This is a genomic window from Streptomyces sp. NBC_00989, from assembly GCF_045162655.1.
Taxonomy (GTDB): Bacteria; Actinomycetota; Actinomycetes; order Streptomycetales; family Streptomycetaceae; genus Streptomyces.
In genome coordinates this window covers 4,677,673-4,700,807 of record NZ_CP108728.1, presented here as the reverse complement: position 1 = coordinate 4,700,807, position 23,135 = coordinate 4,677,673, and the positions used below count along the sequence as shown (strand labels likewise).

General features: G+C 69.6%; 23 protein-coding genes. 15 read left to right on the top strand and 8 right to left on the bottom strand.

The features are described 5' to 3' along the window. The first annotated feature begins 27 nt into the window (after nt 1-27). The 3 genes from OG714_RS20325 to OG714_RS20315 are packed head-to-tail and all read left to right on the top strand — an operon-like array spanning nt 28 to nt 3,431. Nucleotides 28-1,329, top strand: coding sequence for a cytidylyltransferase domain-containing protein (locus tag OG714_RS20325; protein WP_406131887.1), 1,302 nt, complete (start codon nt 28-30; stop codon nt 1,327-1,329). Nucleotides 1,330-1,343: 14 nt separating this feature from the next. Further along, the gene (locus OG714_RS20320; protein WP_406122875.1) at nt 1,344-2,282 is read left to right on the top strand and encodes an N-acetylneuraminate synthase family protein; all 939 of its coding nucleotides are present in this window, start codon (nt 1,344-1,346) and stop codon (nt 2,280-2,282) included. Between the two features lie 60 nt (nt 2,283-2,342). Beyond that, nucleotides 2,343-3,431: a hypothetical protein gene (locus OG714_RS20315; RefSeq protein ID WP_406122873.1), complete on the top strand. Its 1,089-nt coding sequence runs from the start codon at nt 2,343-2,345 to the stop codon at nt 3,429-3,431. A gap of 75 nt (nt 3,432-3,506) precedes the next feature. On the opposite strand, the gene OG714_RS20310 is transcribed toward OG714_RS20315, so the two are convergent. The 3 genes from OG714_RS20310 to OG714_RS20300 all read right to left on the bottom strand — a co-directional run bounded on the left by OG714_RS20310 (nt 3,507) and on the right by OG714_RS20300 (nt 4,695). Next, a complete protein-coding gene (locus OG714_RS20310; RefSeq protein WP_406122871.1) occupies nt 3,507-3,638 on the bottom strand; it encodes a hypothetical protein in 132 nt (43 codons plus the stop codon). Between the two features lie 91 nt (nt 3,639-3,729). Further along, nucleotides 3,730-3,858, bottom strand: a complete 129-nt coding sequence (locus OG714_RS20305) for a hypothetical protein (protein WP_406122869.1) — start codon at nt 3,856-3,858, stop codon at nt 3,730-3,732. A 156-nt stretch (nt 3,859-4,014) separates the two neighbouring features. After that, nucleotides 4,015-4,695 carry a class I SAM-dependent methyltransferase gene (locus OG714_RS20300; RefSeq protein ID WP_406122867.1) on the bottom strand — a complete coding sequence of 227 codons (681 nt, stop codon included), beginning with the start codon at nt 4,693-4,695 and terminating at the stop codon, nt 4,015-4,017. Nucleotides 4,696-4,993: 298 nt separating this feature from the next. On the opposite strand from OG714_RS20300, the gene OG714_RS20295 reads away from it, so the two are divergent. From OG714_RS20295 to OG714_RS20260, 8 genes are all read left to right on the top strand, one after another. After that, entirely contained in the window at nt 4,994-6,211 is a 1,218-nt protein-coding gene (locus OG714_RS20295; protein WP_406122865.1) for a M20 family metallopeptidase, read from the top strand. 288 nt (nt 6,212-6,499) lie between these two features. Then, entirely contained in the window at nt 6,500-7,540 is a 1,041-nt protein-coding gene (locus tag OG714_RS20290; protein ID WP_406131886.1) for a BMP family protein, read from the top strand. A 250-nt stretch (nt 7,541-7,790) separates the two neighbouring features. Beyond that, nucleotides 7,791-8,849, top strand: a complete 1,059-nt coding sequence (locus tag OG714_RS20285; RefSeq protein WP_406122863.1) for a BMP family protein — start codon at nt 7,791-7,793, stop codon at nt 8,847-8,849. A gap of 267 nt (nt 8,850-9,116) precedes the next feature. Continuing rightward, nucleotides 9,117-10,799, top strand: coding sequence for an ABC transporter ATP-binding protein (locus OG714_RS20280; protein WP_406131884.1), 1,683 nt, complete (start codon nt 9,117-9,119; stop codon nt 10,797-10,799). Next, nucleotides 10,796-11,923, top strand: coding sequence for an ABC transporter permease (locus tag OG714_RS20275; RefSeq protein ID WP_406122861.1), 1,128 nt, complete (start codon nt 10,796-10,798; stop codon nt 11,921-11,923). Before OG714_RS20280 ends, OG714_RS20275 begins: the two co-directional genes overlap by 4 nt. Then, the gene (locus OG714_RS20270) at nt 11,920-13,182 is read left to right on the top strand and encodes an ABC transporter permease (protein ID WP_406122859.1); all 1,263 of its coding nucleotides are present in this window, start codon (nt 11,920-11,922) and stop codon (nt 13,180-13,182) included. The genes OG714_RS20275 and OG714_RS20270 overlap by 4 nt, the downstream gene beginning before the upstream one ends. Further along, the gene (locus OG714_RS20265; protein ID WP_406122857.1) at nt 13,179-13,589 is read left to right on the top strand and encodes a cytidine deaminase; all 411 of its coding nucleotides are present in this window, start codon (nt 13,179-13,181) and stop codon (nt 13,587-13,589) included. Before OG714_RS20270 ends, OG714_RS20265 begins: the two co-directional genes overlap by 4 nt. A gap of 112 nt (nt 13,590-13,701) precedes the next feature. After that, on the top strand, nt 13,702-14,979 hold the full coding sequence (locus tag OG714_RS20260; protein WP_406131883.1) for a thymidine phosphorylase: 1,278 nt from the start codon (nt 13,702-13,704) through the stop codon (nt 14,977-14,979). A gap of 440 nt (nt 14,980-15,419) precedes the next feature. Here the strand turns inward: OG714_RS20260 and OG714_RS20255 are convergent, their stop codons facing one another. Then, on the bottom strand, nt 15,420-16,340 hold the full coding sequence (locus tag OG714_RS20255; RefSeq protein ID WP_406122855.1) for an AEC family transporter: 921 nt from the start codon (nt 16,338-16,340) through the stop codon (nt 15,420-15,422). A 100-nt stretch (nt 16,341-16,440) separates the two neighbouring features. On the opposite strand from OG714_RS20255, the gene OG714_RS20250 reads away from it, so the two are divergent. Beyond that, on the top strand, nt 16,441-16,836 hold the full coding sequence (locus OG714_RS20250; RefSeq protein ID WP_406122853.1) for a hypothetical protein: 396 nt from the start codon (nt 16,441-16,443) through the stop codon (nt 16,834-16,836). Here the strand turns inward: OG714_RS20250 and OG714_RS20245 are convergent. Then, complete coding sequence (locus OG714_RS20245; RefSeq protein ID WP_406122851.1) at nt 16,720-17,739, bottom strand: sigma-70 family RNA polymerase sigma factor; 1,020 nt, start codon at nt 17,737-17,739, stop codon at nt 16,720-16,722. The two genes, OG714_RS20250 and OG714_RS20245, sit on opposite strands and share 117 nt — an antisense overlap. Before the next feature lie 152 nt (nt 17,740-17,891). After that, nucleotides 17,892-19,178 (bottom strand): MFS transporter, encoded by a 1,287-nt coding sequence (locus OG714_RS20240; RefSeq protein WP_406122849.1) that lies wholly within the window; start codon nt 19,176-19,178, stop codon nt 17,892-17,894. Between the two features lie 63 nt (nt 19,179-19,241). On the opposite strand from OG714_RS20240, the gene OG714_RS20235 reads away from it, so the two are divergent. Then, complete coding sequence (locus tag OG714_RS20235; protein WP_406122847.1) at nt 19,242-20,195, top strand: LysR family transcriptional regulator; 954 nt, start codon at nt 19,242-19,244, stop codon at nt 20,193-20,195. A gap of 81 nt (nt 20,196-20,276) precedes the next feature. On the opposite strand, the gene OG714_RS20230 is transcribed toward OG714_RS20235, so the two are convergent. Next, nucleotides 20,277-21,041, bottom strand: coding sequence for a prolyl oligopeptidase family serine peptidase (locus OG714_RS20230; RefSeq protein WP_406122845.1), 765 nt, complete (start codon nt 21,039-21,041; stop codon nt 20,277-20,279). Nucleotides 21,042-21,154: 113 nt separating this feature from the next. Between OG714_RS20230 and OG714_RS20225 the strand changes: the two genes are divergently transcribed. Both OG714_RS20225 and OG714_RS20220 read left to right on the top strand, forming a co-directional pair. After that, nucleotides 21,155-22,309: an adenosine deaminase gene (locus OG714_RS20225; protein WP_406122843.1), complete on the top strand. Its 1,155-nt coding sequence runs from the start codon at nt 21,155-21,157 to the stop codon at nt 22,307-22,309. A gap of 141 nt (nt 22,310-22,450) precedes the next feature. Continuing rightward, nucleotides 22,451-22,810 carry an ATP-binding protein gene (locus OG714_RS20220; protein WP_406122841.1) on the top strand — a complete coding sequence of 120 codons (360 nt, stop codon included), beginning with the start codon at nt 22,451-22,453 and terminating at the stop codon, nt 22,808-22,810. A 98-nt stretch (nt 22,811-22,908) separates the two neighbouring features. Here OG714_RS20220 and OG714_RS20215 read toward each other — a convergent pair whose 3' ends face one another. After that, nucleotides 22,909-23,112 (bottom strand): PspC domain-containing protein, encoded by a 204-nt coding sequence (locus OG714_RS20215; protein WP_033280213.1) that lies wholly within the window; start codon nt 23,110-23,112, stop codon nt 22,909-22,911. Nucleotides 23,113-23,135 lie beyond the last annotated feature (23 nt).

Sequence of the window (23,135 nt, the reverse complement as noted above, 5' to 3'; positions counted from 1 at the left end):
GGAGCACATTCCATGGGAGTAGAACCCATGTCCAACTCGCAAGCACGCCAAGGCGCTTCGATGCGCCGGGTGCTCGCGGTGATCCCCGCGCGCGGCGGCTCCAAGGGCGTCCCCGCCAAGAACCTCGCCCCCGTCGGCGGCGTACCACTGGTGGCCCGCGCCGTGCGTGAGTGCCGTGCGTCGCGGCTGGTGACGGACGTGGTCGTCTCCACGGACGACCAGGCCATCGCCGCCGCCGCCCGCCAGGCCGGCGCCGAGGTCGTGCTGCGGCCCGCCGCCATCGCCGGTGACACGGCGACCTCCGAGGCCGCCGTCCTGCACGCCATGGACGCCCACGAGGCGCTGCACGGTTCCGCGGTCGACGTCGTGCTGTTGGTCCAGTGCACGAGCCCCTTCATCGTCCGAGAGGACGTCGACGGCATCGTGAACGCGATCGTCGCGAACGGCGCCGACACCGCGCACACCGTCGCCCCCTTCCACGGCTTCGTGTGGCGCGACGCGGACGACGAGGCGACCCCGGTCGTCAAGCCCGCCCGTACGGACGAGGTCGGGGGCGCCACGAAGGTCGCCAACCCCCCTGTCACCAGCGGCGGTTACGGCGTCAACCACGACAAGTCGTTCCGCCCGCGCCGCCAGGACCGCCCCCAGGACTTCCTGGAGACCGGCGCGGTCTACGGCATGGACGCGGCCGGCTTCCGCAAGGTGGGCCACCGCTTCTTCGGCCGCACGGAACTCGTCCGGACCGACCCCGCGCGGGTGTTGGAGATCGACGATCCCCACGAGCTGGCCAGGGCACGGGCGTTGGCCCCGCTCTTCGACGCGGACCGCCCCGGTTCGCTCCCGACCGCCGACGACATCGACGCGGTCGTACTCGACTTCGACGGCACCCAGACCGACGACAGGGTGCTGATCGATTCCGACGGACGGGAGTTCGTCTCCGTGCACCGCGGAGACGGCCTCGGCATCGCGGCCCTGCGCAGGACCGGCCTGAAGATGCTGATCCTGTCCTCGGAGCAGAACCCGGTCGTCGCCGCCCGGGCCCGGAAGCTCCAGCTCCCGGTCCTGCACGGCATCGACCGGAAGGACCTCGCACTCAAGCAGTGGTGCGAGGAGCAGGGCATCGCGCCGGAGCGCGTGCTCTACGTCGGCAACGACGTCAACGACCTCCCGTGCTTCGCCCTCGTGGGCTGGCCCGTGGCGGTCGCGAGCGCCCACGACGTCGTACGCGGCGCCGCACGCGCGGTCACCACCGTGCCCGGTGGCGACGGCGCTGTCCGAGAGATCGCCAGCTGGATCCTCGGCCCCTCTCTCGATTCCCTCACCAAGTAAGGAAACCCGCTGTCATGAGCAACAACTCCCGTCTGCGCCAGTTCGGTTCGAAGACCGCAGGACCCGGCCACCCCGTCTACGTCGTCGGCGAGATCGGCATCAACCACAACGGTGAGCTGGAGAACGCCTTCAAGCTGATCGACGCCGCCGCCGAGGCCGGCTGCGACGCCGTCAAGTTCCAGAAGCGCACCCCGGAGATCTGCACCCCGCGCGACCAGTGGGACATCGAGCGCGACACCCCCTGGGGCCGCATGACCTACATCGACTACCGCCACCGCGTGGAGTTCGGTGAGGACGAGTACCGCCAGATCGACGACTACGCCAAGTCCAAGAACATCGACTGGTTCGCCTCCCCGTGGGACACCGAGGCCGTCGCCTTCCTGGAGAAGTTCGACGTCCCGGCCCACAAGGTCGCCTCCGCCTCCCTGACGGACGACGAGCTGCTGCGCTCCCTCCGCGCGACCGGCCGTACGGTCATCCTCTCCACCGGCATGTCGACGCCGAAGCAGATCCGCCACGCGGTCGAGGTCCTCGGCAGCGACAACATCCTGATGTGCCACGCCACTTCGACCTACCCGGCGGTGGCCGAGGAGCTCAACCTCCGCGTCATCAACACCCTCCAGGCCGAGTTCCCGAACGTCCCGATCGGCTACTCCGGTCACGAGACGGGCCTCCAGACCACCCTCGCCGCGGTCGCGCTCGGCGCCGCCTTCGTCGAGCGCCACATCACCCTCGACCGCGCCATGTGGGGCTCGGACCAGGCCGCCTCCGTCGAGCCGCAGGGCCTGACCCGCCTCGTCCGCGACATCCGCACCATCGAGGCCTCCCTCGGCGACGGCGTCAAGAAGGTCTACGACTCGGAGCTCGGCCCCATGAAGAAGCTGCGCCGCGTCAACGGCGTGGTCGCCGAGGCGGAGATCGCCGCGGCGGCGGGCGAGCCGGTCGCGGTCTGAGCCTGAACCATCAAGCGCCAGCGCCAGCGTCACTTACGGTCACGGGACGGTCGTACGACAATGAGCCCCCACGCCGGCACCGCCGGCCTCACCCCCCACACTCTCGCGTTCGTGGAGAGTCCGGTACAGCTTCTGAACGTGCTGGAGTGGGCGCACCTGCGTGCGTCCCGGGCCGAGGCGGCACCCGGCGGGGGGCTCACCCTCGTGGTCCTGTCGCCGACCGACCCGATGACCCGCGGCCAGCTGCGCCGCATGGCCGACCTCGCCCGCGACGAGGGCCACACCGTGCGCTGGGAGGAGGCGCGGGGCGGACCCCTGGCCCCCTTCCAGACCATCGGCGGCCTCACCCGGCTCCTCCGCCGGGCGGACCGGATCGTCATGGGCGACCCGTTCTCGCGCTACGTACAACTGCTGCTGACCATCACCAAGGCACGTGACCTGGTGGTGGTCGACGACGGCACCGCGACGATGGAGTTCGTCGCCCAACTCGCCAGCGGTGAACGCCTGGTGCGCTGGCACCGCAAGGGCGGCCGCCCCGGCCCCCGCGACCTGGTCTTCGCCCCGGTGTCCTCGGTGGCCCGCCGCCGCCTGACCCCGAGCATCCGCCGCACGGTGGAGATCTTCTCGTCGATGCCGATCGAGACGACCCCGGAGGGCGTCACGATCACGGCCAACGCCTTCGCCTGGACCCGCGCCACCTTCGGCCCGCCCCGCATCACCAAGGGCGCGGACCTGGTCGGCACGTCCCTGGTGGAAACGGGAGTGGTCGACAACGACCGCTACCTGGAGGCGGTGGCCACCCTCGCCAAGACCCACGGCGCCACCCGCTACTTCGCCCACCGCCGCGAAAGCACGGAGAAACTCCACCGGTTGGCGGTGGAGACGGGCCTGGAGATCGTCCGCCCGGACCTCCCGCTGGAACTGATCGCCCGCCGGGGTCCCATCGGCCGCATGATCCTCAGCTTCCCGTCGACGGTCGTCCACACACTGCCACTGGCCTTGGTGGGCACGGAAGTTCGGGTCGCCGTCTGTGACATCGACCCCGCGTGGCTGACGGAGAACGCCTCGCCCCGGGCACAGGGGTTCCTGTCGGGGGTCACGGGGACGGCGCGGGATGTACATCGGTTGTCGGCGGTGACGGTGGCGTAGGGCGAGGGGCTTGCAGATCAACTCGGGGTGGGAGGAGCAGGTAGCGGCACCTGCGTGGTGACGTCGTAGCTGATATCAGGCGCGTTGCTGCGCCGCCTTCGTCAACTGCGACAGCACACCGAGGCCGGCCTCGAGGACGTCCGGTGTCCTACGGCCCGGCAGCACCATCGCCGTGATCATTCCGGTTGCCGTGATGAGGAACGCCATCTTCTGAAACTCCCGCACCTTCACACCGCCCTTCGCGCACTCGACTGGTCGTGTTGCCAGCGCAGAAGATCGTGTCCGCGTCTCTGCCGCCCTACGTCGTCGTGCCGTCCTCGTCGCGCGTCAACTCGCCCAAGATCTGCGGGACTTGGACCAGGACGTGTTCACGTGCGGGGAGCACGACGCCTCCGCGCGGGGCGACGCCCTTCCGCCGCTGTTCCACGACAGCTTCTGGAACGGGCCGCCCCCCGCACGGCATGACACTGCGCGGCGAGCTCGCCCAGTGGTCCTGCGACGCGGTCGGCCGGCTCGCCGCCACCGTCGCCGACTGTGCCGCCCGGCTCGGGGTGCGCTCACCGCTGCTGGTCGGCGTCGGCGCTCAGGTGGACTCCGCCGGCTTGTGCGCCAGGGCGAAGGCCCGGCCCCACTTCTGCTGGTCCCGGGGCTCGACGAGGGCCCGGGTGTGCGGGGGCAGGCCCGCCGCCGTGAGGTACGTGGCGATCTCGGCCGGGGTGCGGAAGTAGTAGTCGAGGGAGATGTCCTGGCCGTAGCGCTCGGTCATGTGGATGTGTTCGCCCTCCGAGGCCTGGAACGCGAGCAGGACGTAGCCGCCCGGCCGCAGGACCCGGTGGAACTCCGCGAGGACGCCGGGCAGGTCGGCGTCCGGGATGTGGATCGTGGAGTAGAGGGCGAGCAGGCCGCCGAGGGTCGCGTCCGGGATGTCCAGGGACGTCATCGAGCCGACCTGGAACCGGAGTTGGGGGTGCGCCTCGCGGGCCAGCGCCACCATGTGCGGGGAGATGTCGATGCCGAACGCCGGGAGGCCGAGGGCGTTCAGGCGCGCGGTCACGTAGCCGGGGCCGCTGCCCACGTCGGCCACCGGTGCCTCGCCCGACGCCGTACGGACGAGTTCGGCGAAGGCGGTCAGGAGGGCGGTCTCGACGGGGCCGTCGCCCAGGCCGTCGGGGTGTTCGGCGCTGTACGCGGGGGCGATCGCGTCGTAGGAGGAGCGGGTGGCCTCTATGAAGTCCGCGGCGGGATCCGCGTTCGGGTCGGTCACGTCGGCGGACCCTACCAAGGGGACGCGGACTCGGATCAAGGGGACGCGGGATCCGGGAATCTCACGCTGCGTAGCGGTGTTTGCACTGTCGTGCGGCAGTACGGATTCCGGGATACGGACGGGTCCAGCCGTGCTGTGGTGAGGCGTGGTATCCCAGGAGAAGCGGGGAGTTTACCCATCTCCATAAGCAGCTATGCGGCCGGCGGTCAGATTTTCTTCGACTAACGGGTTGAACTTTTGTTGATCGAGGGTCAGTTGACCACCCGGGCGCCCTACCCTTCAGAGGGTGAAGCAATTGATGTCACCAGAGTCCGAGGTCGAGTCCGTCGGGAATGTGCTTCCGGGCACCCTGTCGGAGACCTTGCGTGCCGAACTCGTCGCGTTCCGGCGGGACTTGCACATGCACCCCGAGCTGGGCAACCAGGAGTTCCGGACCACCGCCGCGATCAAGGCGCGACTGGAACTCGCCGGTCTCGAACCCCGCGTCCTCGCCATGGGCACCGGGCTCGTCTGTGACATCGGCCCCCGCGACACCGCCGTACCCATGCTCGCGCTGCGCGCCGACATCGACGCCCTGCCCATCCCGGACACGAAGAGTGAGTGCGCGTACCGCTCCACCGTGCCCGACCGCGCCCACGCCTGCGGCCACGACGTGCACACCACCGTCGTGCTCGGCGCCGGTCTCGTACTGGCCCGGCTGCACGAGCAGGGACTGCTGCCGCGTGCCGTACGGCTGCTCTTCCAGCCCGCCGAGGAGGTCCTGCCCGGCGGTGCCACCGACGCCATCGAGTGCGGGGTGCTCGACGGGGTGGGGCGGATCATCGCCGTGCACTGCGACCCCAAGGTCGACAGCGGGCGGATCGGACTGCGGATCGGTCCCATCACCTCCGCCTGCGACCGGCTGGAGGTCTCCCTGGACGGACCTGGCGGGCACACCGCCCGGCCGCACCTCACCACCGACCTGGTGACCGCCGCCGCCCGTGTCGCCACCGACGTGCCCGCGATCGTCTCCCGCCGGATGGACGCGCGGAGCGGGGTCTCGGTGACCTGGGGCAGGATCGAGTCGGGGCACGCCCCCAACGTCATCCCGCAGCACGCCGAGCTGTCCGGCACCGTACGGTGTCTCGATCTCGACGCCTGGCGGCAGGCGCCCGACATCGTGCACGCGGCGATCGACGAGGTCGCCGGGCTGCACCGGGCCAAGTCCGCGATCACCTACGTGCGCGGGGTGCCGCCCGTCGTCAACGACGCGCTCGTCACCGAGCTGCTCCGGGACGCCATGACCGCGCGCCGCGGACCGCTCTCCGTCGAGGACACCGAGCAGAGCCTGGGCGGCGAGGACTTCTCCTGGTACCTGGAGCACGTGCCCGGCGCCATGGCCCGGCTCGGCGTGCGGACACCGGGGGAGCGGACCGTACGGGACCTCCACCAGGGCGACTTCGACGCCGACGAGTCCGCGATCACGGTCGGCGTGGAGCTGTTCACCGCCGCCGCGCTGATCGACGGCGCGATCTGAACGGAACACCTTGACCCAGGCGGCCGTAGGGGTGCCCATTCGGTACCCCTACGTCCCCTTGTGTCACCCGGGTGTAACCACCGGCGAGTGAACGTAACGCGGTGGCGGCACGATCCGGTAACGGCAAGGAGAAACCCCGTTCCCCTCCTCGTCTACGCGCGTTACTGTGCGCGGAAATCGCCACAGAGGCGGCGGCTTGGGGAAGCGGTCCGGTGACGGTGCCGTGGGGACGAAGGAGTGCTTGCTGTGCGTCAGACATCTCGGAGGACGAAGTTCTCCCAAGCTGCGGTGGCCGTCACGGTCATCGCCCTCGCGGCCACCGCCTGCGGTAGCTCCAGCAAGGATGCCGACAAGGCCACCGACAGTTCGTCGTCCTCGTCGGGCAAGTACACCGGCAAGGGCATCGGCCTCGCCTACGACGTCGGCGGCAAGGGCGACCAGTCGTTCAACGACGCGGCCTACGCCGGTTTCCAGAAGGCCGAGAAGGAGTTCAACATCTCCGGCCGCGACATCGAGCCGCAGGACAACGAGTCCGACGCGGACAAGGTGCAGCGCCTGGAGAGCCTGGCCACGGCCGGCTACAACCCGGTGATCGGCGTCGGCTTCGCCTACGCGCCGGCCGTCAAGGAGGCCGCCGCGAAGTTCCCGAACATCACGTTCGGCATCATCGACGACGAGCAGGACAAGGCCGCCAACGTGGCCGACCTCGTCTTCCACGAGGAGCAGTCCTCCTACCTGGCGGGCGTCGCCGCGGCCAAGGCGACCAAGAAGAACCACATCGGCTTCATCGGTGGTGTGGACGTCCCGCTGATCCACAAGTTCGAGGCGGGCTTCGACCAGGGCGCCAAGTCCGTCAACCCGAGCATCAAGATCGAGTCGCAGTACCTGACGCAGACCGCGGCCCAGGGCGGCTTCTCCAGCCCCGACAAGGGCAAGGACGCGGCGAGCGGCCAGATCGACGCGGGCGCGGACGTCATCTACGCGGCCGCCGGTCTCTCCGGCCAGGGCGTCATCTCCGAGGCCTCCGCCAAGGGCATCTGGGCCATCGGCGTGGACTCCGACCAGTACGAGCAGGCGGCGCTGGCCAAGTACAAGGACGCCATCCTCGGCTCGGCGCTCAAGAACGTCGGCGGCGCCGTCTACGACCTGGTGAAGTCGGTGTACGAGGGCAAGCCCAAGACCGGCGTGGTCCGCTACGGCCTCGACAACGACGGCGTCGGCTTCTCCGACACCAACCCGAAGTACAAGGCCATGACCGCCGCTGTCGCCGCGGTGGACAAGGCCAAGCAGGACATCATCGACGGCAAGATCACCGTCAACACGAAGTAGACCGACCGTCCGTCGCGGCGCGCCGGAACGCCGCGACGGAGCCGGAAAACTACGCCCTCCGGGCATCGTTGCAGCCAGTACGCCCCTTGCCTCCCGCAAGGGGCGTACCGCTGTCCGTAGTCTGTCCGGCATCTGTGGCCACAGCTCTATAACGGACCGGACAGATGGGGTTTTCCGTCTGGTCTACGCGCGTTACGCTGCGGCGGAACCAGCGCCTGGTTTGGGCGCTTGCACTAAGGAGTCTCGTTCCATGCGCCGGGTGTCCCGAATCGCGGTTGCAGGCGTTGCAACCGCAGCTCTTGCAGTAACCGTCTCCGCCTGCGGCAGCTCGTCCAGCGAGTCCAGCTCCAGCAGCAGCAGTTCCGGCACGTCCAAGGGAATTGGCCTTGCCTACGACGTCGGCGGCAAGGGTGACCAGTCCTTCAACGACGCCGCCTACGCGGGTCTCGTGAAGGCCGAGAAGGAATTCGGCGTCAGCGGCCGCGACGTCGAGCCGCAGGACAACGAGTCCGACGCGGACAAGGTGCAGCGCCTGGAGACCCTCGCCAGGTCCGGCTACAACCCGGTGATCGGTGTCGGCTTCGCCTACGCCCCCGCCGTCAAGGAAGCCGCCGCGAAGTTCCCGAAGATCACCTTCGGCATCATCGACGACAACACCATCACGGCCTCGAACGTCGCCGACATGGTCTTCCACGAGGAGCAGTCCTCGTACCTGGCCGGCGTCACCGCCGCGCTGACCACGAAGTCGAACACGGTCGGCTTCGTCGGCGGCGTGGACGTCCCGCTGATCCACAAGTTCGCGGCGGGCTTCGAGCAGGGCGTCAAGGACACCAAGAAGGGCGTCACGGTCAAGACGCAGTACCTGACCCAGACCGCCGCGCAGGGTGGCTTCTCCAGCCCCGACAAGGGCGAGGCCGCCGCCGACGGTCAGATCGAGGCCGGCGCGGACGTGGTCTTCGCGGCCGCCGGTCTCTCCGGCCAGGGCGTCATCAAGTCCGCCGCCGCGCACAAGGTCTGGGCGATCGGTGTCGACTCCGACCAGTACAACCAGGCGGCGCTGGCCAAGTACAAGCCGTACATCCTCACCTCGGCCCTGAAGAACGTCGCGGGCGCGGTGTACGACCTCTCCAAGTCCGTCATCAAGGACAAGAAGCCGCTGAGCGGCGAGATCCGCGGCTCGCTGAGCAACGGCGCGGTGGGCCTGGCCGACTCCAACCCGACCTTCAAGAACAACGCCACCCTGCAGGCCGCCCTCACGAAGGCCGAGGCGGGCATCAAGGACGGCTCGATCAAGGTCAAGACCTCCTGAACCGTTGGTTCTAGGCCAGTCACGACCATGGCCAAAAGAGCGCTGTAATGACAGCGTTACGGCCACGGAACGGGGTGTGGGGAGGATGTCTCTCCGCGCCCCGTTCGCGCGGCAGAATGCTCGGAACGGATCGGATGCCAGACAGAGAACGATCAGGTCCGGGCACTATTTAAAGCAGGGGCGCTACGCGCGTAGAGAGGCCCCTTTCCACGAGGAGAGTTCGCCATCGACGCGTCCAGCAACCCTCCACTCGGCGATCAGTCGACGATCGCGGTCGAGCTGGTGGGGATCACCAAGCGCTTCCCGGGTGTCGTCGCCAACAGCGACATCCGCTTCAGTGTCCGAAAAGGCACCGTGCACGCCCTCGTCGGCGAGAACGGCGCCGGCAAGTCGACCCTGATGAAGATCCTCTACGGCATGCAGAAGCCGGACGAGGGCACCATCGCCGTCGACGGCGAGCACGTCACCTTCTCGTCCCCCGCCGACGCCATCGCCCGCGGCATCGGCATGGTCCACCAGCACTTCATGCTCGCCGACAACCTCACCGTCCTGGAGAACGTCGTCCTGGGCAGCGAGAAGCTGCACGGCATCGGCGGCGGCGCCCGCAAGAAGATCCAGGAGATCTCCGACCGCTACGGCCTGAACGTCCGCCCGGACATCCTGGTCGAGAGCCTCGGAGTCGCCGAGCGCCAGCGCGTCGAGATCCTCAAGGTCCTCTACCGCGGCGCCCGCACCCTGATCCTGGACGAGCCCACCGCCGTCCTGGTGCCGCAGGAGGTCGACGCCCTCTTCAGCAACCTGCGCGAGCTGAAGTCCGAGGGCCTCGCGGTCATCTTCATCTCGCACAAGCTGGGCGAGGTCCTCTCGGTCGCCGACGAGATCACGGTCATCCGGCGCGGCACGACGGTCGGCACGGCCGTCCCCTCCGCGACGACCCCCCGCCAGCTCGCCGAGATGATGGTCGGCAGCGAACTCCCCACCCCCGAGACGGCGGAGTCCACGGTCACCGACCAGCCCGTCATCGAGGTCGAGGGCCTCACCGTCTACGCGGCCGGCGGCGCCTCCCTGGGCGCCGAGTCCGAGCCCGCGGCCGGCGGACTGCTGGGCGACGCGGCCGTCGGCGGCACCGCCAAGCGGGTCCTGGACGACGTCACCTTCACCATCCACGCCGGTGAGGTCATGGGCATCGCCGGCGTCGAGGGCAACGGCCAGACCGAACTCATCGACGCGCTGATCGGCCTGAAGAACGCCGACTCCGGCACCATCGGCTTCCTCGGCGACGACATCACGCCGTGGGCCACCCGCAAGCGCCGCGAGAAGGGCATCGGCTACATCCCCGAGGACCGCCACCGCCACGGCCTCCTCCTGGAAGCCCCGCTGTGGGAGAACCGCATCCTCGGCCACGTCACCGAGAAGCCCAACTCCAAGGGCGTCTGGCTCGACATCAAGGGCGCCCAGGCCGACACCCGCCGGATCGTCGAGGAGTACGACGTCCGCACCCCCGGCATCGACGTCACCGCCGCCTCCCTCTCCGGCGGCAACCAGCAGAAGCTGATCGTCGGCCGCGAGATGAGCCACAAGCCGAAGTTCCTGATCGCCGCCCACCCCACCCGCGGTGTGGACGTCGGCGCGCAGGCCGCGATCTGGGACCAGATCCGCGAGGCCCGCCGCGAGGGCCTGGCCGTGCTGCTCATCTCCGCCGACCTCGACGAGCTGATCGGCCTGTCGGACACCCTGCGCGTGATCTACGACGGCAGGCTGGTCGCCGACGCCGACCCGGCCACCGTCACGCCCGAGGAACTCGGCTCGGCCATGACCGGCGCCGCGTCCGGTCACCTCGAACACGTCGAGGAAGAAGCAGACGGCGCGGAGAGCACCGTAGGAAACGGCGCGGACAGCACCGTAGAGAACGCGGACGACACCGCCGCCCCGGAGGACGAGGCCCGATGAAGAAGTTCGACAAGGAGCGCGTGCTCCTCGCCGTGGCCGGCCCGGTCATGGCGCTGGTCGCCGCGATCCTGCTGACCTCGGTCGTGCTGCTCGCCTCGGGCAAGAACCCGATCGAGCCGTACAACCTGATGCTCCAGCAGATCGGGTACTCCGACGTCCAGGTGCTGATCATCAACCAGGCGTCGATGTACTACATCGCCGCCCTGGCGGTCGCCCTCGGCTTCCGGATGAACCTGTTCAACATCGGCGTCGACGGCCAGTACCGCCTCGGCGCCGTGATGACCGCGGTCGTCGGCGCGCACGTCGGCCTGCCGGCCGTCCTCCAGGTGCCGCTGCTGCTGCTCGTCGCGATCCTCACCGGCGCCTTCTGGGCCGGCATCGCGGGTGTCCTCAAGGTCACCCGCGGGGTCAGCGAGGTCGTCGCGACGATCATGCTGAACGCGATCGCCACCAGCCTGATCCTCTACCTCACGCAGACCAACACGTGGGGCGTGCAGCTCGGCAACAACATGACGACCGGCATCATGAAGAAGTCCGGCTGGATCCCGGGCATCGACATGGGCTCGGACGTCGGCGAGATCTACGGCCTGGTCTTCCTCGCCGTGATCATGGGCGTCCTGTACTGGCTCGTCCTCAACCGCACCCGCTTCGGCTTCGACCTGCGCGCCACCGGCGAGTCCGAGTCCGCCGCCGCGGCCTCCGGCGTCGACGCCAAGCGCATGACGCTCACCGCGATGCTGATCTCCGGCGGTGTCGCCGGCCTCGCCGGTCTGCCGCTGCTGCTCGGCGACAGCCACACCTACAGCCTCACCTTCCCCGAGGGCCTCGGCTTCACGGCGATCGGCATCGCCCTGCTGGGCCGCAACAACCCCGGCGGCATCGCCCTCGCCGCCCTCCTGTGGGCCTTCCTCGACAAGGCGTCTCCCGCCCTGGACTACGCGACCCCGGTCGCGTACCAGAAGGAGATCGCGACGATCATGCAGGGCCTGATCGTCTTCGCGGTCGTCATCTCGTACGAGGTCGTCCGCACCTGGGGCCTGCGCCGCCAGCAGAAGCGCGTCGGTGAGGAACTCGCCGCTGCCGCCCGGAACAACTCCGAGAAGAAGGAGGTGGCGGCCCGATGAGTACCGCGACCATCGCCAAGCCGCAGGCGCAGCAGCCCGGCAAGGGCGGCCGCCGTTTCTCGCTCCCCGTGCTCCTGCTGATCATCGCGGGCGCCCTGATCCTCACGTCGATCGTCCGCCTCATCACGGGTGCGGACGGCATCACGTCGACCGGCCAGATGTCCACGGCCCTGCGCGCGGCGGTGCCGATCGGCCTCGCCGGACTCGGCGGCCTCTGGGCCGAGCGCGCGGGCGTCGTCAACATCGGCCTCGAAGGCATGATGATCCTCGGCACCTGGTTCGGCGCCTGGGCCGGCTACCAGTGGGGCCCGTGGGTCGGCATCGTCTTCGGCATCATCGGCGGCTGCCTCGGCGCGCTGCTGCACGCGATCGCCACGGTGACGTTCAACGTCAACCACATCGTCTCCGGTGTCGCCATCAACATCCTGGCGCTCGGCACCACCCGCTATCTGTCGAAGTTCACCTTCGCCAACACCGAGCAGGGCTCCGCCAAGCAGTCCCCGCCGATCGACTCGCTGGGCACCTTCGACGTCCCCGGCCTCTCCACCTGGCTGGACAAGCTCAACGAGAAGCACTGGTTCCTGCTCTCGGACATCGCGGGCCTGATCGGCGGTCTGATCACCGACCTCTCCCCGCTCACCGTCATCGCGGTGGCGCTGGTCCCGGCCACCTGGTGGGTCCTGTGGCGCACCGCCTTCGGCCTGCGCCTGCGCTCCTGCGGTGAGAACCCGGTGGCCGCCGAGTCCCTCGGCGTCAACGTCTACAAGTACAAGTACATCGCCGTGATCATCTCCGGCGGCTTCGCCGGCCTCGGCGGCGCCTTCCTGTCGATCGTCGCGTCCAACGTCTACCTCGACGGCCAGACCGGCGGGCGCGGCTACATCGGCCTCGCCTCGATGATCTTCGGCAACTGGATGCCGGGCGGACTCGCCCTCGGCGCGGGCCTGTTCGGCTACACCGACAGCCTCAACCTGCGCGGCGGCGCCACCAACGTCCACGCGCTGATCCTGCTGATCGGCTTCCTGCTCGTCGCCGGCTGCGCGTACATGGTGTGGAAGAAGCGCTACGTCCCCGCCGTCGTCACGGCTGTCATCGCGGCCCTGATGTTCGTCTGGTACGCCACGACGGACCAGGTTCCGACCCAACTGGTCGGCGCCAGCCCCTACGTCGTCACGCTGCTGGTGCTCTCGCTGTCCGCGCAGCACCTGCGGATGCCGAAGGCGGACGGCCTGCCGTACCGGAAGGGACAGGGCAAGTGACCGCGCCCGCCGCCGAGTTGGCCGTCGACTGGGACGAGCTGCGGGCGGAGGCGCGGGAGGCGATGTCCCACGCGTACGCGCCGTACTCGGGCTATCCCGTAGGGGTCGCCGCCCGGGTCGACGACGGCCGCACGGTCTCCGGCTGCAACGTCGAGAACGCGTCGTACGGCCTGGGCCTGTGCGCCGAGTGCGGACTCGTGTCCAACCTCCAGCGCACCGGCGGCGGCCGGCTGACGCACTTCACGTGCGTCGACGGCAAGGGCGACATCCTCGTCCCGTGCGGCCGGTGCCGGCAGCTGCTGTACGAGTTCGGCGGCCCGGGCCTGCTGGTGGAGACACCGGCGGGCGTCCTGCCGCTCTCGGAGATGCTCCCGCAGGCCTTCGGGCCGGACCATCTCACCAGGTAACTCCCGTACGGCCCCGCTGAGTTGGGCATCGATGCAACTCGTCGGCCCACTCGGCGGGGCCGCACATTTTCTGAACGTTCGGAAGGAAAGCCAAGCCATGGCGCAAGTCTCGATGGACGCCATCTCCGTCATCCGCACCAAGCGGGACCGCGGTGAACTGAGCGACGAGCAGATCGACTGGGTCATCGACGCGTACACCCGCGGGGAGGTGGCCGACTACCAGATGGCCGCCCTCAACATGGCGATCCTCCTCAACGGCATGAACCGCCGGGAGATCGCCACCTGGACCGCCGCGATGATCGCCTCCGGCGAGCGCATGGACTTCTCGTCCCTCTCCCGCCCGACGGCCGACAAGCACTCGACGGGCGGAGTGGGCGACAAGATCACGCTCCCCCTGGCACCCTTGGTCGCGGCCTGCGGCGCGGCGGTCCCCCAGCTCTCCGGCCGAGGCCTCGGCCACACCGGCGGCACCCTCGACAAGCTGGAGTCGATCCCCGGCTGGCGCGCGTTGCTCTCCAACGATGAGATGTTGCACGTATTGGACACGACCGGCGCGGTGATCTGCGCGGCGGGCGACGGCCTGGCCCCCGCGGACAAGAAGCTGTACGCGCTGCGGGACGTCACGGGCACGGTCGAGGCGATCCCGCTGATCGCCTCCTCGATCATGTCGAAGAAGATCGCGGAAGGCACGGGCTCACTCGTCCTGGACGTGAAGGTCGGCACGGGCGCGTTCATGAAGACGATCGAGGACGCGCGTGAACTGGCGTCCACGATGGTGGGGTTGGGCACGGACCACGGCGTGAAGACGGTAGCGCTGCTGACGGACATGTCGACCCCGCTGGGCCTGACGGCGGGCAACGCGCTGGAGGTCAGGGAGTCGGTGGAGGTCCTGGCAGGCGGCGGCCCCTCGGACGTCGTCGAACTGACCATCGCCCTGGCCCGAGAGATGCTCGACGCGGCCGGCGTGAAGGACGCCGACCCGGCGAAGGCCCTGGCCGACGGTTCCGCGATGGACGTCTGGCGCCGGATGATCGCGGCACAGGGCGGCGACCCGGACGCGGAGTTGCCGGTGGCCCGCGAGCAGCACGTCGTGAAGGCCCCGTCCTCCGGCGTCCTGACCCGCCTCGACGCCTACGACATCGGCATCGCCGCCTGGCGCCTCGGCGCGGGGCGTGCGCGCAAGGAGGATCCGGTGCAGGCGGGCGCGGGAGTGGAGATGCACGCCAAGCCGGGAGACGTGATCACGGCAGGCCAGCCCCTGCTTACCCTGCACACGGACACACCGGAGCGCTTCGAGTACGCGCTGGAGGCCGTCAAGGGCTCCTACGACATCGGCACCGAGGGAACGCCCTTCACGGCGTCGCCGGTGGTACTGGAGCGCATCGCCTGATCGGTGGTTGGTAGTTGGTAGTTGAGTGGTGGGGGAGGGGCTGGGCTTTCGGGTTCCGGCCCCTCTTGGCTACGCCGGGGTGCGGGGAGGGGCGGGGACTTCGAGGGTTCCGGCTCCTTTCGCTTTGGCTGGGGGAGAGGGATGGGCTGTCGGGTTCCGGTTCCTTCGCTTTGCCTGGGGGAAGCGGGCTGGGGCTTGCAAGTCCCAACCCCCTTCCGGCTTTTCAGGGGCGCGCGGAGGGGGCTGAGCTTTCGGATCCCGGTCCCCTCCCGGTTTCCGGGTCGCGGGGACGGGCTGGTCTTTGGGACTCCGGTCACCTGGTTCTTTTAGGGTGGCGGGGACGCGCTGGCCTTTGGAACTCCGCTCGCCCGGCTCTTTTAGGGGCGCGGGGAACTCCGCGACCAGCCACAACGTGCCCGCGGACAGAACACGACCCCGCCTTACCCGAGCAGCGCGGCGATCCCCACCAACACCGGCACCGACAGCACCGTCGACAGCAGGATCGAGTCCCGGGCAAGCCCCTCACCCACCCGATACCGGCTCGCGTACGTGTACAGGTTCTGCGCGGCAGGAAGCGCCGAGGTCACGACCACGTCGAGCAACGCCGCCCCGTGAATCGCGAACACCCCCACCGCCAGCACCCAGGCAATCACCGGCTGCCCCACCGACTTCAGAGCAACCGACAACAACACCGGCCACCGCTCCACGCCCCGCGCACGGGCCGCGCTGCCCCGCAGCGAAATCCCGAACCCGATCAGAACCGCCGGTACCGCCATGTTGCCGATCAGGGTGAGGGGTTCCATCACCGGGTCCGGTACATGGACCCGGCTCGCGGCCACCGCGACCCCCGCAAGCGACCCCACCGCGACCGGATTCCGCAGCGGCGTGAGCAGCCGTAGCCACAAAGGCCCCTTCTCACCCGCACCTGACAGATCGAGGATCGTGAGCGCGAGCGGGCTCACCACCACCAGCTGGAACAACATCACCGGCGCCACCAGCGACGCGTTGCCCAGGACGTACACCGAGATCGGGATGCCGAGGTTGCCGGAGTTGACGTAGCTCGAACAGAGCGCGCCGATCGTCGTACGGCCGACGCTCCAGCCCCGTACGACTCCCACGGCCACGAACACACCCGCCACCGCCGCCGTGCTCAGCATCGTCACGAGCAGCCCGCTGGAGAAGATCACCGAGAGGTCGGCCCGCGCGAGGGTGGTGAACAACAGCGCAGGGGACGCGACGTTGAAGGCCAGCTTGGTCAGGACCTCACGCCCGTGTTCGCCGAGGGAACCGCGCACGCCGATCAGATAGCCGACCGCGATGACCACACCGATGACCGCGAACCCGGTCAGCACCCCCTGCACGGCACCCCCTCGGCACCGGCTTCGGCGCGCGGGAGGGCATCGGGTATCCAGGGCGGGGCTGATCCGTGGGGCATACAGCAAACCTAGGCGGTCGCCCCCGATGAGTTACGACCGCCCACCCGGTCTACCGATCGTGGACGCCAAGACACCCGCTGTACTCGTGCCGGCCCGCCCCGTCACCCGTGACGAGGAGGCGGGGCTGTGCGCCGAGGTACGGGCACTGCTGGAGGCGAGGACCGGTGCCGGAGCGGTCCTGGTCGAGATCGAGGTCGTAGGGCCCGGGCCGCCGGGGCTCGGTACCGTCGACCTCCTGGCCCGCCTCGCGCTGACCGCCCGCAGGGCCGGCGGGCGGATCAGACTCCGCGACCCCGCCCCCGGACTACGCGCCCTCCTCGATCTCGTCGGACTCCGCGTCGAGATGGAGGGGCAGGTCGAACAGCGGGAACCAGCGCTTCGTGTCCAGGAAGAAGTGGAACCCGGTGAGCCTGCCGTCTGAGATCTCCAGGATCTGGACCGACCAGGGGCTGAAGCCGCCCGCCTCCGGGTCCGGCTTGTACTGGGCGAAGCCCGGCAGACCGTTCACCTGCACCGGGATCAGGCGCGAGCCCTCGCAGGCGGAACCGATCGTCGTCATGAAGCCCGCGATGTCGTCGTGGCCGGTCAGCCACAGGTCGAACGGCGGCATCGTCATGATGGCGTCCTCGTGCAGCAGCGCGGTGAGCGCGGCCATGTCGTAGCCCTCGAAGGCCGCGACGTACCGCTCCAGGAGCTTCCGCTGCTCCTCGTCGAGCGGGTCGGAGACGGCGGCGTCGGCCGCCTTGTCGTCCCGCTCGGCGAGGGTCGCCCGGGCCCGCTGCAACGCGCTGTTGACCGACGCGACCGAGGTGTCGAGCAGCTCGGCCACCTCGTTCGCCCGCCAGGCCAGCACCTCGCGCAGGATCAGCACCGCCCTTTGCTTGGGCGGCAGTTGCTGGAGGGCGGCCATGAACGCGAGCCGTACGGACTCCTTGGCCACGGCCGCCTCCGCGGGGTCTGCGACGGTCGGCAGCACGCGCGCGTCCGGCATCGGCTCCAGCCAGGTGTTGTCCGCGCGGGGCGACAGCGCGGCCTGCGCGAGGGGGGTGCAGTCGCTGAGATCGACGGGCCGCGCCCGCTTGTTGCCCGCGGACAGCATGTCCAGGCAGACGTTCGTGGCGATCCGGTACAGCCACGAACGGAGACTGGACCGGCCCTCGAACTTCTCGTAGTTCCGCCATGCGCGGACCATCGTGTCCTGCACCGCGTCCTCGGCCTCGAAGGACGAGCCGAGCATGCGGTAGCAGTACCCGGTCAGCTCGACGCGGTGCTTCTCCAGCCTGACATCGAGGTCGTCCGTCGTAGTCACAACGCTGTCACTCATGGTCTCGCCCACCCACCCCTGTGGCCGTTCTTCCCTTACCCCGAAACGTAGCGCAGCCCACTGACAATGGCGCGAGGAGTGGATGAACGTGCAGGCCAGGGTGATTGCAGGTCACCCGGTATGGGTGTGGGCCTCGGGTGTGGGCCCCGTCCTCAGGCGCCGGACGGGCCGATCGGTGCCAGCCCCCGCCGCTCCACCCGAGCCGCCCGCGATCCCAGCACGGTGATCGTCACCACCCCGGCCACCGCCAGGATCCCCACGCCGACCGTCCCGGCCCAGCCGCCCGCGTGGAACGCCATCGCGCCGACCGTACTGCCCGTGCTGGACCCGATGTAGTAGGCGGACTGGTAGAGGGCCGACGCCTGCGCACGCCCCGTCGTCGCCGTCTTGCTGACCGCCGAGGACGCGACCGCGTGCCCCGCGAAGAAGCCCGCCGTGATGAGGACCAGGCCGAGCAGCACCAGAGGGAGCGAGTCGGCGAGGGAGACCACGAGCCCCGCCGCCGTCGTACCGCCCGCCAGGTACAAGGCCCCCCGGCGCCCCAGCCGGCCGACCAGCCGCCCCGCCGTGGACGCCGACACGGTCCCCACCAGATACACCAGGAAGATCGAGCCGATGATGCCCTGGGGGAGGGAGAAGGGGGCCTCGGTGAGGCGGTAGCCGATCACCGTGTACACGCCGCCGAAGACCGTCATGAACAGCGCGCCGATCGCGTACAGCCGGCACAGCAGCGGGTTCGCGAGGTGGTCGCGGACCGTGCGGGCCAGGACGCGCGGGCGCAGCGAACCCGGCGTGAAGTGCCGCGGGGCGGGGAGCAGCAGCCGGAAGGCGATGGCGCAGCCGACCGCGATCAGACCGATCACCCCAACAGCGACCCGCCAGCCCCACTCCTGCGCGACCCAGCCGGTGATGACGCGGCCGCTCATCCCGCCGACGCTGTTGCCCGCCACGAACAGCCCGATCGCCGTGACCAGCGCCTTCGGCCGGACCTCCTCCGCCAGATACGCGGTCGCCGAGGCAGGCAGCCCGGCCAGCGCGGCCCCCTGGAGGAACCGCAACGCCACCAACGCGCCCAGCGACGGAGCGAACGGGACCAGCACCCCGATGCTCACCGCGACCACCAGTGACGCCGTCATGACCGTACGACGTCCAAAGCGCTCCGACAGCGCGCTCATCGGCAGGACGAACAGCGCGAGCCCACCCGTCGCCGCCGCCACCGTCCAGCTCGCCGCACTCGCCGACACCGCGAAACCGGAGGAGATCAGCGGCAGCAGGGCCTGCGTGGAGTAGAGCAGCGCGAAGGTCGCCACACCGGCGAGGAACAGCGCGAAACTCATCCGGCGATAACCGGGACCACCCGGTGTCAGCCGTGAGTCGGAGTCGGGGACGGGGATGGTGGCGGCCACGATCGTGGACGCCCCGGTATCGGCGGGAGACATGCCTCGAAGCTACGTACGCTCCCACTCATCCGTCCAATGCACGGAAACCCCATAATCGTTCCCATGGCGCATCAACAGAGGTCACAGGCTCACCTGTCACCGTCCGGTGACACAGAAGACATCGTCGCGCTCCTCGCGCCCCGCCTCGAGTACTTCGCCGGCGTCGCCCGCACCGAACACGTCACCCGGGCCGCACAGGAGATGCGGGTCCCGCAGTCCACCCTGTCGCGGGCGATGGTCCGTCTCGAACAGGACCTGGGCGTCGACCTGTTCGCCCGCAGGGGCCGCACGGTCTCCCTGACCCCCGCCGGCCGCACCTTCCTGACCTCCGTCGACCGCGCCCTCGCCGAGATCGGGCGGGCCGCCGACGAGGTCCGCGCCGACGCCGACCCCGCCACCGGCAAGGTCGCCTTCGGCTTCCTCCACACCCTCGGCTCGGAAACCGTCCCCGGCCTCATCCGAGCCTTCCGCGCCGACCACCCCCGCGTCCGCTTCAGCCTCGTCCAGAACTACGGCGAGGCCATGCTGGAACGGCTCCGCGCGGGCGAGCTGGACCTCTGCCTCCTGACCGCCCCGACCCTCGACGCCCCCGACGTCGTGGCCCACCGCCTGGACGTACAGAAGCTCCGCCTGGTCGTCCCGGCCGACCACCGCCTGGCCACCCGCAAGCGCATCCGCCTCGCGGAGGCAGCTGACGAGACCTTCGTGACCCTGGAACCGGGCTACGGCCTCCGCAGCATCACCGACAACGTCTGCAAGGAGGCCGGCTTCCGCCCGAAGATCGCCTTCGAGGGAGAAGAGGCGGAAACCCTACGGGGCCTGGTGGCAGCGGGCCTGGGGGTAGCGCTGCTGCCTCCACCCGCCGTACCCCGCCCAGGAGTTGTCGAGCTGACGGTAACGGCCCCGAGGGCGGTAAGAGAGATCGGCGTGGCGTGGTTGGACGGCCACCCGGACACACCCCCAGTGGCCGCCTTCAAGAAGTTCCTGCTCTCGAGACGGGGGAGCTTGCTCACCTAAGGGGCGCGGGGCTGTGTCAATTTGCGGCTCCGCCGCGTGGGCGCGCTCAGCCGCAACGCACCCGCACCCCGCAACGAATCCTCAACCCCTACGCAGCGACCGCCCAAACCCCGCAGCCAACGGCATCCGCAACCCCAACGGCGGCGGAGCCTGAAGCGCATCCTCGACAGGCCGGGAAAACGCCCGCCCGAACAACGCCCCCATCACGAAGTCCTCGGCAAGCGCGTGCACTTCCTGCCGATGCTGATGCAACCCGTGCCCGTCGGAGTGCACTTCGAACCGGCAGATGCCCCGGTTCGCCTTCTTCGCCCGCGCCGCCAACCGGAACGACAGCTCAGGATCGGTCCGTTCGTCGTTCGTGCCGTGCACGATCAACACCCGCCGCCCCGCCAGCTGCTTCACCGGTTCGGGTGGCGCGGCGACATCCTGTTCGGGCAGCCAAGGAGCCAGCGCCACAACGGAGTTCACCGCCTCGTGCCCCGCGGAGCGCAACGCCGCGCGGGCGCCCATGTCGATCCCGGTGAGACACACGGGCACGTCCCCGTACCGCCGTACGACCTCCTCCACCGCCCACGCCGCGTCGTGCGCGAGAGACGCCTCGCTGCCGTTCCAGCCGCGACAGCGGTAGTGGACGACATGCGTGGCGAGCCCGTCACCCTGGCCCGCGCGGGCCAGTCGGCGCCCCAACGTCCGTACGGAGGCCGTCGCCATCATGGGGGAGGGTCTGCGGCTGGACACCTCCTCGCCACCGGGGAGCAGCAGCACCACGCCGCTCACCGAGGTCGGTTCGGGACCGAGCGCTCTCCCCAGCCGGGCCGTCCTGACCGGCGTCGCTTGCTGTGCCATGACAGAACAGTGTCAGAAGCGGGCGTGTACGCCATCCTTCCGCGCGGTCACCGTTACGTATCGACGGATTCGTACAGCGGGTGATCTACGCGCGTAGGAGTTAGAGTGCGGAAATGACGAGCCAGACCACGAACATCCCGAGCTCGGACCAGATCCGCCGGGCGCCGAAGGTTCTGCTGCACGACCACCTCGACGGCGGTCTCCGCCCGGGGACGATCGTCGAACTCGCGCGGGACGCCGGGTACACCGAACTCCCCGAGACCGACCCGGACAAGCTCGGCGTGTGGTTCGCCGAGGCCGCCGACTCCAGTTCGCTGGAACGGTACTTGGAGACCTTCTCGCACACCGTCGGCGTGATGCAGACCCGCGACGCGCTGATCCGCGTCGCCCGCGAGTGCGCCGAGGACCTCGCCGAGGACGGCGTCGTCTACGCGGAGGTGCGGTACGCGCCCGAGCAGCACCTCGACGGCGGGCTCAGCCTCGAAGAGGTCGTCGAGGCCGTCAACGAGGGCTTCCGGCAAGGGGAGTCGATCGCGAAGGAGAGCGGGCGGCGCATTCGCGTGGGGGCGCTGCTCACCGCCATGCGGCATGCCGCCCGCGCGCTGGAGATCGCCGAACTCGCCAACCGTTACCGCGACTTGGGTGTCGTCGGCTTCGACATCGCGGGCGCGGAGGCCGGGTTCCCGCCCACCCGGCACCTGGACGCCTTCGAGTACCTGAAGCGCGAGAACAACCACTTCACGATCCACGCCGGTGAGGCCTTCGGGCTGCCGTCGATCTGGCAGGCGTTGCAGTGGTGCGGCGCCGACCGGCTCGGGCACGGGGTGCGCATCATCGACGACATCCAGGTCAAGGCGGACGGCTCGGTCGAGCTCGGCCGGCTCGCGTCGTACGTGCGCGACAAGCGCATCCCGCTGGAGCTGTGCCCCAGCTCCAACCTCCAGACCGGCGCCGCCGACTCCTACGCCGAGCACCCGATCGGGCTGCTGCGCAGGCTGCACTTCCGGGCGACGGTCAATACCGACAACCGTCTCATGTCCCACACCAGCATGAGCAAGGAATTCGAGCACCTTGTCGAGGCGTTCGGTTATTCGCTCGACGACATGCAGTGGTTTTCCGTCAATGCTATGAAGTCAGCATTCATTCCTTTCGATGAACGACTCGCCATGATCAATGACGTGATCAAGCCCGGATATGCCGAGCTGAAATCCGAATGGCTGTTCCGGCAGACCGCTTCCACCAGCGGTTCTGTGCCCGAAGAGGGCTGAACGAGGTCAACCGGGATACGGGGAGTGCGGGCGGGTGTTCACAATCCGTCCGCATTTCGATGTTTGCGGCGGGTGCCCTCGCGTGTTTACGGTCTTGGACCGCTCACATCCCCCGTCTTCCCATTCAAGGACGCATTCACCATGAAGCAGTCTGCTGCCAAGACCCTCGGTGTCGCCGCCCTCGGTGCCGCCTTCGCCGCTGTCGGCGCGGGTGCCGCGAGCGCGGCTCCGGCGCTTCCGGACGCCACCCAGGCGCTGGGCACCGTGACCCACACGCTGCCCGCGGAGAACATCGCCAAGGCGCTGCCGGGTGCCGGCCAGGCGCTGAGCCAGGCGCAGCCCGCGCTCGCGGGTGGTCTGTCCGCCGTGCAGCCGGCCGCCGAGAAGGTGCTGTCCGACGGTCCGACCGCGCCCGTCGCCGGTCTGCTGGGCGGCCTCCCGCTGTCGAACACGGGCCTGCCCACGCACGGCCTGCCGCTGAACGGCGTCCCCCTGGGCTGAGCCCACCCCTGAACGCGCCGATGGGGCGCACCCTGGACGAGGGTGCGCCCCATCGGCGTACGTGGGTGTGGACGTGGGTGGTATCCGGGGCCGGAGCCTCACCAGGCCTCGGTGCGCACCTTGTCCTCGGCCGGGAACAGGATCCACAGCGCGATGTAGAGCAGGAACTGCGGGCCGGGCAGCAGGCAGGAGACCAGGAAGATCACCCGCATCGTGGTCGCGGAGGTACCGAAGCGCCGCGCCAGCGCTGCGCACACTCCGCCGATCATGCGGCCTTGGGTGGGGCGGGCAATGGCGGTCATGGTTGGCTCCTTCGCGAGCGGCT